This is a genomic window from Streptomyces sp. NPDC012474, from assembly GCF_042955185.1.
GTDB lineage: Bacteria > Actinomycetota > Actinomycetes > Streptomycetales > Streptomycetaceae > Streptomyces > Streptomyces cahuitamycinicus.
In genome coordinates, this window is sequence record NZ_JBIBEP010000026.1 from 73,273 (window position 1) to 84,761 (window position 11,489).

Here is an 11,489-nt window from a genome sequence, read left to right on the forward strand (position 1 = left end):
AGTCAGATCGTCTCATGATCGCCACGGTGTGTTGATAAGGAAAAATTAAGGGGCGGGTGGGGCAAGGCGTGTTCACGCGAAGACGGCGGCACGGCTGGCGGCATGCTGCGGGTAGCGGAGCGATAGCCGTGGCGCTACTTGGGGGAGCGCTCCCAGGTGTCGCGGTGGCGGGCGTTCCTGCCGCAGTGGCGGAGGGCCAAGCCGCCACTGGGGCTGGAAAGACTGCGGAGTCGGTGGCAAGTGCCCTCGCAGCCGAATCTGGTGAGCGAGTAGTCGTGGAAGGGGCGACGACCGAGTCCTCTCGGGTCTTCGCCAACCCGGACGGCACGTTCACGCAGGAGATGAATGCGGCTCCGATTCGGGCGCGCAAGGACGACGGTGCATGGGACGCCATCGACACCACCCTCGTGCGAGACGCTGACGGCGAGGTTAGGGCCAAGAACACGACGGCCGCTCTCACCTTCTCGGGCGGGGGTAACGGTGATGGCCTGGTCAGGCTGGAGGACGAGGGCCACTCGCTGAAGCTCGGCTGGCCGACCGCACTCCCTGAGCCTGAACTCGAGGGTGCCACGGCCACCTACCCTGACGTCTTTCGAGACGTCGATCTGCAATTGACCGCTCTGAGCACCGGTTACACCTCGGTCCTCGTGGTCAAAACTGCGGAGGCCGCGGATAACCCGGCGCTCGCGAGCATCAAGATGACTGCCTCCGGCGATGACCTGGACATCGCCCCTACGGCCGACGGCGGCTTCGTCGCCAGGGACCAGGACGGCACCCCTGTGTTCGAGAGTCCGGCCGGACGGATGTGGGACTCAGCCGGCGACAGCCCGACCAGCACACCCGCCGAAGTGACCCCAGGGGTCAGCACGCAACTCGCACGCACGGCACCGGCAACCGGCACGAGGACAGCGGAAGAACCGGAGCCCGGGGAAACGGCCCCTCTCCCCGAGGCCAAGGGGGAACCTTCACCTTCAGAGGGCCCTGGCAGCGGTGACGCGACGGCCGAACTCCCGCTCAAGGTGACGGACACGAGCCTGGAGATCACGCCGGATCCGGACCTACTGCGCGGCGAGGACACCGTCTTCCCGCTCTACATCGACCCGCCGACCAAGGGCATAGCGCTGGGTGACTGGACTGCTCTGGCTTCGAACGGGACCAAGTACTGGGAGTTCGATGGGGACAAGGGAGTGGGCCGCTGCTCGAACTACGGCGGTTACCTGTGTTCCAACAGCCCGTACACCCAGCGTATGTACTTCGAGTACCCGCTGTCGTCGATCCACGGCAAGAAGGTCCTGGACGCGACGATGGAGGTGTACCAGGAGTGGACGTTCACCTGTGAGCCGCGCTGGTACGACCTGCGCCGTGTGGACAAGGGCATCTCCTCCAGCACCACCTGGTCGTCCCGCCCCAACGCGGTGGACCTGATGGGTGACCGGAACGTGGCCTACGGTCGGGGCGGCTTGTGCACTCCGCCGCAGCCGGCGAACTGGGTGCGCTTCAGCGACAACGTGGGGGAGGAGAGCAACGAGAACCTCACCACCACCCTCGCGTCCTACGCCTCGAAGAAGGCATCGCAGATCACCTTCTCCCTGGCGGCGCACGACGAGTCGAACGCGGCGGCCTGGGCGCGGTTCCGCAACGACGCCAAGCTGTCGGTGACGTACGTGTCCTACCCGTCCAAGCCGACTTCGTACGGCGTTCAGCAGGGCACTACCGGGCGGGCCTGCAACGCCTCGACGCAGTCCTTCGCCACCAGCGACACCACCCCGAAGATGCTCGCCACGGTGCAATCGGCCGACGGCTCCAACTCCCAGCTGCGTGCCGCGTTCGAGGTGTGGAAGGCGGACGGATCCAGCCGCGCCTGGTCCGCCGCCTCGCCGGACAGCACCTGGGTGGCCGACGACGCCCCCCGCACCGCGACGTCCAGCACGCTCCCGGCTCAGACGGACTACCGGATGCGGGTCAAGACGCAGGCGTACTACAAGACGGACCGGGGCGCCACCGGTGTCCTGGACTCGTCCTGGTCGTCCTGGTGCTACTTCCGGATCGACACCGACTCGCCCCCTCCTCCGGTGGTGAGCAGCGCGGACGGCACCTACAAGCCCGCTGAGACCGACCCTGCGGCGGGCGGCGTGGGCACGCCGGGCAAGTTCACCTTCACCCCCGAAGATTCCAGCCCCACCACAGCCGGCATCCAGTCGGACGTGGTCACCTACAAGTTCAAGCTGAACAGCGGCGCGATGTCCCCGCCGATCCCCGTCGCGAAGGGCGCGGCCACCACCCAGACGATCACGCCGAACCAGGCCGGTGAGAACACCATCCAGGTCTGGGGCTACGACGCGGCCGGCCACAGCTCGCTCACCGGCTATTACAGCTTCCTGGTGAAGGGCGCGGAAAAGCCCTCAGGCATCTGGCACCTGGACGGCTCCCTCACCGACACCACCACCGCTACCCAGCATCCACTCGTCTCCTCGGCCGCCACTTGGGACTCCCTGGCCCGCAGCGGCTCCGCCGCGGCGAAGTTCAATGGCACGACGGCGTACCTGTCCACTTCAGGCGCGGTGCTGGACACCACCAAGTCGTTCACCGTCTCGGCCTGGGCGCGTTTGGAGAAGAAGGACGTCAACTACACCGTCCTGTCGCAGGCGGGAACGAACGCCTCCGGATTCCAGCTGTACTACTCCACCGCCTACAACGCCTGGATCTTCAACCGCCACCAGACCGACGTCACCAATCCGACGATCGTGCGGTCGATCGGCACCAAGTCGCCTGTCCTGAAGGCATGGACACACCTGGCGGGCGTCTACGACGCCGCCGCGCAGAACCTGCAGCTCTATGTCAACGGCATCGCGCAGGGCAAGCCAGTACCGTTCACCGCCACACCCTGGAAAGCGTCCGGTGGTCTGCAGGTCGGACGGTTGTGGGACGACGCCGCAGGCAAGGAGAACTTCGCTGGAACCATCGACGAGGTGAAGGTCTGGTCCCGGGCGCTCGCGGACACCGAGGTCGCCCACGAGGCGTGGCTGGAGGACGAGGATCTCAGCGACGGCACCGCCGGCGACCCGGTCCCGGCGCTGGTCGCCAAGTGGGACGCCACGGACATGGCCAACGCGACCGGTACCACGGTCAAGGACACCAGCGGCTTCGGCCGTAACCTCACCCTCAACGGGGCCGCGCTCACTCAAATCACCACCGGTGATCCGGAGATCGGCGAAGAGGTCACGACCACGCAGACGATGTCCCTGAACGGGACCAGCGCGTATGCCACTGCCACCGGCCCGATCGTCGACGACTCCGGTTCGTTCACCGCGACCGCCTGGGTAACGCTGGACCCGGCCAAGTTCGCCGACATCAGCAAGTCCTACGCGGTGCAGGCGTTCGGGCAGTCCGGGACAAGCCAATCGTCCTGGGGTGTCTGGTACGAGCAGCCCTCCGGCAGCACGCAGGGGCGCTGGACATTCGGCCGACCCGACAAGGACGGCACCGGAGCGGCCTGGACCGAAAACGAGTCCACCGCATTCACCACGGCCCAACTGGGCGTACCGGTCATGCTGACGGTCGTCTACGACGCCCAGGCCGCAGCGGACCCCGACGACACCTCCCAACTCGGCGCGCTCAAGCTCTATGTAGACAGCGCGCAGATGGGCGACGAGGACGGCGTTCCGTACTCCGCCCCGTGGCAGGGCAGCGGAGCCTTCGAGATCGGCCGGGCGAAGATCAACGGCGTTGCCGCCCGTTACTTCCCCGGAATGATCGACAGCGTACGCGTTTGGGCCGGAGCCACCTCAGCCGACGTGATCGCCAACCGGCGCAACACCGAGCAGCAGTAGGAAGTGAGGTAGGGCGGGCATCCCCGCCCTACCTCACCCCCCGCCCAGCTTCGGCGCTCGAACGGGCGCGCGTCCCAACGCCTACGCGCCGCGAGATCAAGCATCTGGGCACCGAGGCCGCTGCCAGGCGCCTCCCTTTCTATTCATTTCCTAGAACCGGGAAGTCACCGTGTCCTCAAGACCCTTCCGCAAGCGGTTGCCAGGGGCGGTCGTACGCCGCTGGCTTGGCCGCGGTGCGGTCGTCGCCTCCCTCTCTCTGCTGCCCCAGGTCGTGGTTCCCTCGGGATACGACTTCGCCGCACAGGCCCAGTCCGTGGCTGCTCGCAAGAAGCTCGAGGACCGGCCTGAGGCGAAGATCGACAAGGTGGGGGTGCTCAGGCCCGGCACATCCAAAGCTCCGAAGGACAAGTCCACCTCGGCGTCCCGCAAGACCCGCGAGAGGCTGCAGGAAGCCTCCTGGCCGAAGTCTGGGAAGGCAACCGCTGAGGTCACGGCAACCTCCGAGGCCACTGTCACTGTCGGTGGGCTGGGGATGGAGCTGACGCAGGAGCCCGCCGCACCGGCAGCCAAGTCCGCGAAGGACAGGGCAAAGAGGAAGGCGACGGGGCCGGCGGAGAAGGTGGCGCTTCGCGTCCACTCCCGGGCAGCCGCGAAGAAGGCGGGCGTCAACGGCGTCCTGCTCACCGTCGACCCGTCGCGAACCGAACCCAGGAAGGGAGCGGAGGACACCGACAAGCTCCGGGTCTCCCTGGACTACTCATCGTTCTCCGACGTCTACGGCGGAAACTTCGGCCCCCGCCTGAGCCTCGTGAAGCTCCCGGCGTGTGCGCTGACCACGCCGGACAAGAAGTCCTGCCGCACCCAGACCCCCGTGGCCGGCGCGGACAACGACGCCCGGTCCCAGACCCTGACCGGCACTGTGCCCGCCCGCAGCCTCAAGGCCGGCACGCCGATGCTGCTGGCCGCCGCGGCCGACAGCTCGGGTGGCGGGGGCGACTACAGCGCCACTCCGCTGTCCCCGACGGCGACCTGGGAGGCCGGCGGCAGCACGGGTGACTTCACCTGGAACTACCCCCTGCGAGTCCCCCCGGCCACGGCCGGTCCGTCGCCGAACCTGTCCATCTCCTACAACTCCGCATCCGTGGACGGCCGTACGGCCGGGGAGAACAACCAGACCTCGCAGATCGGTGAGGGTTTCTCGATCACCGAGTCCTACATCGAGCGCAAGTACAGCTCCTGCAAGGACGACGGCCAGTCCCGCAAGGGCGACCTGTGCTGGAAGTACGCCAACGCCACCCTGGTCCTCAACGGCAAGGCCGTCGAGCTGGTCAACGCCTGCGCCGACAAGTCGGCCTGTGACACCGCAGCCCTGTCCGAGGCATCCGGCGGCTCGTGGAAGGTGAAGAACGAGGACGGCACGCGCATCGAGCACCTCACCGGAGCCAGCGGCAACGGAGACAACAACGGCGAGTACTGGAAGGTGACCGACGCCACCGGCACCCAGTACTACTTCGGCAAGCACCGGATGCCCGGCTGGAGCGACAAGGGCACCACCGACACCGCCGACGACGACCCGTCCACCTACTCCACCTGGGCCGTCCCCGTCTTCGGCGACGACTCCGGCGAGCCGTGCCACAAGTCCAGCGGCTTCGCCGACTCCTCCTGCAACCAGGCATGGCGCTGGAACCTCGACTACGTCGTGGACACCCACGACAACGCCAGCACCTACTGGTACAGCAAGGAGACCAACTACTACTCCAAGAACGCCGACACCACGGTCAACGGCACCGCATACACCCGCGGCGGCTACCTCAACCGCATCGACTACGGCCTGCGCAGCGAACTGATCTACGCCAAGCCCGCCGCCCAGCAGGTCCGCTTCACCTACGGCCAGCGCTGCATCGTCTCGGGCGGCTGCTCCAGCCTCACCAAGGACACCAAAGCCAACTGGCCCGACGTGCCCTACGACATGATCTGCGCGGCCAACACCAAGTGCACCACCCAGATCGGTCCTTCCTTCTTCACCCGCCAGCGCCTCATCGACATCACCACCTCAGTGTGGACCGGTAGCGGCACCACCCGGCGGGACGTCGACACCTGGCATCTGTCCCACGACTTCCCCGACACCGGCGATGCCTCCTCCCCGAGCCTGTGGCTGAAGTCCATCCAGAACACCGGCAAGGCCAACACCACCACGGCCGCAATGCCGCCCGTCGTCTTCGGCGGCATCCAGATGCCGAACCACGTCGAAGGCAGTGGCCAGGACAACCTGCGCTACATCAAATGGCGCGTGCGCACCATCAAGTCCGAGACCGGCTCGACCCTCACCGTCAACTACTCCGACCCTGACTGCATCTGGGGCAGCAGCATGCCCTCGGCGGTCGACAAGAACACACGGCGCTGCTTCCCCGTGAAGTGGTCCCAGTCCGGGACCACCCCGGTCACCGACTGGTTCCACAAGTACGTGGTCACTTCCGTCCTCCAGGACGACCCCTACGGCCACAGTGACACCGGCGAGACCTACTACGACTACCAGGGCGGCGCCGGCTGGGCCTACTCAGACGATGAGGGCCTGACCAAATCGTCCAACCGCACCTGGTCGCAGTGGCGCGGCTACGGCAAGGTCGTGACGACTTTCGGCAACTCGGAGGGCCCGCGCTCCAAGAAGTCGACGCTCTACATGCGCGGCCTGAACGGGGAGAAGGAACTCGACGGCACGGCCCGCGTGGAGAAGGTCACCGACTCCACCGGCACCGCCATCGACGACTCCCGCCAGTACGCCGGCTTCGTCCGCGAGACCATCGCCTACAACGGTACCGAGGAACTCAGCGGTACCATCAACACCCCCTGGTCCCACAAGACCGGAAGCCATACCTACAGCTGGGGTACCACTGAGGCGTGGATCGTCCAGGCTGGTGAGACAACCACCCGCACCAAGATCTCCACCGGCACCCGCACGGTAAAGCAGAAGACCACGTACGACACCACGTACGGCATGCCGATCACCGTCGAGGACAGCGGTGACGCCACCAAGACCGGCGACGAGTCGTGCGTACGGACCAGCTACGCCCGCAACACCTCGGCATGGCTGGTGGACAAGGTCTCGCGCACCGAGACCTACTCGGTGCCTTGCGCGACCATCCTGTCGATCCCCGCCGACGTCGTCTCCGACATCACCACGGCCTACGACGGCAAGGCGGTCGGCGCGGCGCCCACCAAGGGTGACATCACCGCCACCTACAGGGTTGCCAGCTACGACGCGGCCGACAAAACTCCCGTCTACCAGCAGGTTTCCAACTCTACGTTCGACAAGCTGGGGCGCCCGGTCACCGAAACCAACGCTCTCAACCGCACGGTCAAGACCAGTTATGTGCCCGACGACACCGGCTACGGACCGCTGACGTCCAAGACCACGACCGACCCCAAGCTCTACACCGCCACCACCGAGGTGGACCCGGCTTGGGGAGCGGCCTCCAAGACCACCGACGCCAACGGCAACGTGACTGAGTGGTCCTTCGACGCGCTCGGGCGCCTGAAGTCGGTCTGGAAGCCGGACCGCTCGCGCACGCTCGATGACGCGGCCAGCATCGTCTACGCCTACAGCATCAACAACAACAAGGAAACCTGGGTCCGCACCGACGTCCTCAAGGCAGACGGCAAGACCTACAACAGCTCATACGAAATCTTCGACAGCCTTCTGCGGTCCCGCCAGAAGCAGGTCCCCGCGCCGAACGGCGGTCGGGTGATCTCCGAGACGCTCTATGACGACCGCGGCCTGGCGTACATCTCCAACAGCCAGGTCCACGACGACAGCGCCCCCTCGGGCACGCTCGCCAACACCTACACCGGTTCGGTCCCCGCCTCCACGGAGACGGTATTCGACGCCGCCGGCCGCGCCACCGACTCGATCTTCCGGGTCTACGGGCAGGAGAAGTGGCGTACCAAGACCGACGCACAGGGCGACCGCACGGCCGTGACTGCCGCAGCAGGCGGCACCGGCACCCTCACGATCGTCGACGCCCGAGGCCGGGTTGCCGAGCGACGCGAGTACGGCGGTCCGGCCCCGACCGGCACCGACTACACCCGAACCTTGTATGAGTACACCCCTGGCGGCCAGCTCAAGAAGATGACCGGCCCGGACGGAGCGGTCTGGACCTACGGCTACGACCTACGCGGCCGCAAGACCACTTCCACTGATCCTGACAAGGGCAGCATCACCACCACCTACAACGACGCTGACCAGCCGCTGACGGCCACCACGACCCTCGACGATGTCTCCCGCACCCTGATCAACGACTACGACGAACTCGGCCGACCGATAGGCACCTGGGACGGGACAAAGGACAACGCCCACCAACTCACAAAGTTCACCTACGACTCCCTGGCCAAGGGACAGCCCACCGCGGCAATCAGATATGTCGGCGGCACCACTGGCAAGATCTACTCCCAGTCCGTCACCGGCTACGACGCGCTCAACCGCCCCAAAGGCACCAAGACCGTCATCGCCGCCACCGACCCCCTGGTCACTGCCGGTGCGCCGCAGACCTTCATCACCTCCACCGCCTACAACATCGACGGCACTGTCCAGTCCACCTCGATGCCCGCGGTGGCCGGCCTGCCCGCCGAGACCGTCAAGAACACGTACAACAGCCTCGGGCTGCTCACCGGCACCGACGGCATGACCGACTACGTCCAGCACATCGGCTACTCGCCCTACGGTGAGATCGAGGAAACCCGCCTGGGCACCTCCACGGAAGCCAAGCAGCTCCAGGTCCTCAATCGCTACGAGGACGGCACTCGCCGCCTGGTCAACACCCACACACTCGACCAGACCAACACCGGATACACCAGCGACATCGACTACCTCTACGACGCCACCGGCAACGTCAAGTCGGTCACTGAAAAGGCCAACGGCAAGGACACCCAATGCTTCGCATACGACGGCTATCGCCGCCTGACCGAAGCCTGGACCCCGTCCTCAAATGACTGCGCCACCGCCCGCTCCGCATCCGCTCTCGGAGGCCCGGCCCCGTACTGGACCAGCTGGACCTACAAGCCCGGCGGCCTGCGCGATACCCAGACCGAGCACACGACCAGCGGCGACACCAAGACCATCTACGGCTACCCGGCCGTCAACGCCTCAGGCACCGGCCAGCCCCACACCCTGACCTCCGTCACGGTGGGCAGCGGCAGCGCCAAGAACTACACCTACGACGAGCACGGCAACACCACCAGGCGCTACGGCCCCACCGGGACCGCGCAAAGCCTCACCTGGAACATCGAAGGAGAACTCACTCGCCTCACCGAAGGCGCCAAGACCACCGACTACCTTTACGACGCCAACGGCGAACTCCTCATCCGCCGCGGCCCCGACAAGACCGTCCTCTACCTGGCCGGCCAGGAACTGCACTACGACACAGCCGCCGAGAAGTTCACCGCCCAGCGCTACTACCCGGCCGGTGACGCCACCGTTGTCCGCACCGAGACCGGCCTGTCCTGGATGGTCGACGACCACCACGGCACCGCCTCCATGACGGTCGACGCGACCACTCAGGCGATTACCCGCCGCTACACCAAGCCCTTCGGCGAGGCTCGCGGTACCGCACCATCGGCCTGGCCCGACGACAAGGGATTCCTCGGCAAACCCGCCGACACTGACACTGGACTCACCCACATCGGCGCCCGCGAGTACGACCCGATGCTCGGACGATTCCTCTCCGTCGACCCCGTCCTCGCCCCCGAGGACCACGAGTCCCTCAACGGCTACGCATACGCCAACAACACCCCCGTCACGCTCTCCGACCCCACCGGACTCCGGCCCGACGGCATGTGCGGCGGCTCCTCCAGTTCCTGCGGTGGAGGCACCGAAACCTGGACCCTGAACAGCAAGGGCGGTTGGGACTGGTCGTATACGAAGACGTACACCCAGAAGTTCACATATCGGACTGGGGGCGGCGGTACCGGCACTGGCACCATGACCGCCACCGTCCGCACAGAGGTGGGCCACAAATCTACGCGGATCGTGTTCAAGACGGGCCCAAATCCACTTCCTGCAAAGCGCGACGGAAACCTGACGTCAAATTTCCTGGGCCACTTGACCGGCATAGGATTCGGTCTTAACCAGGTAAGCGACCTCGCGAACCCCTTCTGTTGGTTCGACTCGAAGTCCTGCAGCGCCACTGATGACACGAAGTCGACGCTCGACGAATGGGCCAAGGGTGCGGGAGCTGATCCTGACTCCAGCATCTATCAGGCGGCATGGGACAACGGCACCCTGGCCCCCATGCTGGCTCTTGGCGGCGGAAGATTTCCGGAAGAAAGTGCTGGGGTCATTCCTGCTTCTGGAGCCAAACTTGACGTTGAGAAACTTGGAATGACCAAGACCGTCGAGAATCACACCTGGGACATCGCCGGCACCCGGGCTGTCGATGCGCCCAACTTCGGTAAGGCTGCACGCCCTTACATGAACCGCAACAACGGTTTGCTCCTTCGTGAAATAATGGAGTCCACGGCACCCAGGACGGATTCCCGTGGCGCTCCAGGGGTCGTCGAGTGGAGAACGCCCGGTTCGATGAATGGGAGTAACGGTACCTGGGAGCTCAACATCGACACAAAGTCCAACAAGATCGTTCACTTCCTATTCAAGAGGCCATAGGGTAACGCCGGAATGAAATTCTCCATTCAAGACGGATCCTCTCTCGAGGGTGTCCTCACCTATGACGAGTCCGAGTATGGATTCTCCTTCAGTGCTCAGAACGGGGAGGCGTTGAGCGAGCGGCTCGGCTCGGAGGGAGTTACGAGTCTGCTGATCGGCACCCTCCAACTTGAAGTCGACATCGAGTCCCGGGAGGTGCTGTTCGCTTGGGGATACTTCCCAAATGTTCGGGGTTTCGTGTCCAAGCTGAGTCCCCCGAGGTGTAAGTCCGGGCGGGTGTTCATCTCGTCGGAACATTCATTTGTGCCTGGGGTCTCATTCGAAGTTCCTGGAGATGGGTGGCGGGTTGAATATGATCCGTCCACTGGGTGGATCACCATTCATCTCAAGAATGCCGCCGATGTCGAGTTGGTCAGAATTGCCAGCGGAACTGTTTTGGGCATCGAGAATGGCGATCTGACTTCGGTCTGGCTGAATCCTGTCTTTGTGGCAGAAGAGTAGCTAACCCCGATCAGTGGTGTGGGGTCGCCGGGTCGTCCACGACCCCACACTGCTGGTCTATTTGTTGGTCGTAGTGGCTTGGGGTGCTCCCCCTCGCGGATCAAGGGCTCGCAGCCGACGGCAGTCGTCCGGGTCCGCGAATGCCACACTCATTTCTGTTGGCGGCGTGTGAGCCTGATGCGGCGTGCACGAGAGACTCGTAGACTTCGTGCTTGTGCGGGCGCAGTCCGGTACGTTTGGTGATCTTGGGCTTCTCGTGCTAGCCGTGGCGGCCCGTGCTGGATCGGTGCTGGATATTCGGGCATTTCTGCAGGTCAAGCCCTTATGGTCGAGTTCCGGTTCAACGTGTAGCGGGTGACATCGACCGGCACCGTCGGTTTCCTGCGGCCTGAGCCACACGACAGGCGTTAGCCTCGCGCTTTCACGTGGCAGGGCGTCCGGTAGGTGATCAGAAACGCGGAGAGTGCTCCTGACCTGCAACGATGTGACTTGTCTAGGGTCCA

The 11,489-nt window shown here is 65.3% G+C and carries 3 protein-coding genes; all 3 read left to right on the plus strand.

Going from position 1 to position 11,489, the window contains the following annotated elements:
- Positions 1 to 407: 407 nt before the first annotated feature.
- The 3 genes from ACFY9S_RS37280 (at position 408) to ACFY9S_RS37290 (ending at position 10,986) form a co-directional block, all read left to right on the plus strand.
- Positions 408 to 3,830, plus strand: coding sequence for a LamG-like jellyroll fold domain-containing protein (locus ACFY9S_RS37280; RefSeq protein WP_391137939.1), 3,423 nt, complete (start codon positions 408 to 410; stop codon positions 3,828 to 3,830).
- A gap of 169 nt (positions 3,831 to 3,999) precedes the next feature.
- Positions 4,000 to 10,485, plus strand: coding sequence for an RHS repeat-associated core domain-containing protein (locus ACFY9S_RS37285; RefSeq protein WP_391137943.1), 6,486 nt, complete (start codon positions 4,000 to 4,002; stop codon positions 10,483 to 10,485).
- Positions 10,486 to 10,497: 12 nt separating this feature from the next.
- On the plus strand, positions 10,498 to 10,986 hold the full coding sequence (locus tag ACFY9S_RS37290; RefSeq protein ID WP_386633954.1) for a hypothetical protein: 489 nt from the start codon (positions 10,498 to 10,500) through the stop codon (positions 10,984 to 10,986).
- The last annotated feature ends 503 nt before the right edge of the window (positions 10,987 to 11,489 follow it).

What these genes read in the sequence shown, in the direction of transcription:
- ACFY9S_RS37290 (WP_386633954.1), top strand. Translation starts at nt 10,498, where the DNA reads ATGAAATTCTCCATTCAAGACGGATCCTCTCTCGAGGGTGTCCTCACC.